This window comes from Rossellomorea aquimaris, from assembly GCF_003315075.1.
Classification (GTDB): Bacteria; Bacillota; Bacilli; order Bacillales; family Bacillaceae_B; genus Rossellomorea; species Rossellomorea aquimaris_C.
Window position 1 is genome coordinate 1 of record NZ_QNRJ01000045.1, and the last position, 1,565, is coordinate 1,565.

Here is a 1,565-nt window from a genome sequence, read left to right on the forward strand (position 1 = left end):
TTATCCAGTTATTGAGGTGTATCCACTATTGTGTATTAAAGAAACTTTGAGAATAAGCGAGTATTTCAAAGAAAAATTAACTTTATTGAGGGAGGTTTTTTTGTGATTAAGTATCGGGAAATCCTGAGGCTGCACGCTCAGGGAATTAGTCAAAGAGGAATTGCCTCAAGCACTTCAAACTCTAGGACAACAATGAAGAAAGACAAAGCCTAGAACCAACTGTGCCATAAATTAGAACCATCTCGGACAAGTTTTAGAACCACTTCGGACATAAGAGAACCAATCATAAGAATGAGTAGGACGCCCCAGGGCGTCCTACTCATTCTTATGATTGAATCCCTAGTCTTTCGCGCATTGAAATTTTTTCATCTATAAAAATGGAATGTGAATTATTGTATTTGTCAACTTTGATTTGAGCCAGAGCGATCACTTCAAAAGTGAGCTACTTCTTCCTGAGTTATTACCATATATGTGGGATGCATGGGGATTTAGGGGGTTTTGCCCCGAGGGGCAAAACCCCCTAAATCCTGTGAACGCTAGAATAAAGTTGACAGTTTTTGCTTGATAAGATTTTACACTTTTGCTCAATCAACCTACTACTTTAGTAAAATAGATAGTGACGTTATTTTACTGGAGGTTAGGGTTTTTGGAGGAGTGTAACCGTCAAGTAAAAATGAACAGTTTTTGCTAATTAATTTTGAACGCTTTTTGCTTAGTTATGATACACCTGCCTACCATATTGGCAGGCTATATACTCTTTTTCTTAATACAGTGGTAGGAGCTGCATTTTGGGATAAATACTTACTTACGGTTTTGCGAGAGATCCCAAGTTTTGTCGCAATTTGCCTTTGTGATAAACCTTCAACCTCTTTTAAGAATTTGATATTATAGAATTGAGCCATCTCGATCATCCTTTTTCTTCCCCTCGACTATGTAGTAAGTTTGGTCACTTTCTATCATAAGAGAGGTTACTAGAATTGGAAATCATGTGGCTCATTTTTTATATGATCACTATTTATAAAAGTGGCTCAAAACTAAATTATCAAAAACAAATTATGGATCACACGATCAAGGATGGCATCTGCCAAGGTAGCTTCTCCTATTTGTTCATACCAGCCGCTCGGTTCAAACTGGGAACAGAAGACGGTAGAAGCGTTCTGATATGTAACCGTCAAGATTGAACAGTTTTTGCTAAATAAAATTGATTCCTCCAAGTTAAAGTGACTAGCATGTGTTGTTTAGTGAAAAGAAAAAAGCCTTCTGTGTTTGGAAAGAGAAGGCTTTATGTTCTATAGGACGCTTAGGTAATGAGTCTTCGGCTTCAGAAGCGCTATTACGTATGAAGTTGACATAATTCTCTGTGGTATGGACATAGGCTTGGGCTTCGTCTATAGAAGTTAACATGACGACATGCGGCTTCACCCGTCTCTATTCCAGAGTGATATTTCCCTTTAAACTTTCATAGGCATGATCGGTGTTTGTCAATATAGTTGTCGCATTTAGTTACTTTAGTATTTTTAAAAATGTCATGGGTTCCCGCGTTCGTCCCTTGGCTACCGCGCTAC

Annotated in this window: 2 protein-coding genes; both read right to left on the minus strand. The window is 38.1% G+C overall.

Going from position 1 to position 1,565, the window contains the following annotated elements:
* Window positions 1-731: 731 nt before the first annotated feature.
* Window positions 732-911, minus strand: a complete 180-nt coding sequence (locus DET59_RS21310) for a sigma factor-like helix-turn-helix DNA-binding protein (RefSeq protein ID WP_309472486.1) — start codon at window positions 909-911, stop codon at window positions 732-734.
* A 123-nt stretch (window positions 912-1,034) separates the two neighbouring features.
* The gene (locus tag DET59_RS21315) at window positions 1,035-1,214 is read right to left on the minus strand and encodes an ATP-binding protein (protein ID WP_309472487.1); all 180 of its coding nucleotides are present in this window, start codon (window positions 1,212-1,214) and stop codon (window positions 1,035-1,037) included.
* Window positions 1,215-1,565: the final 351 nt, after the last annotated feature.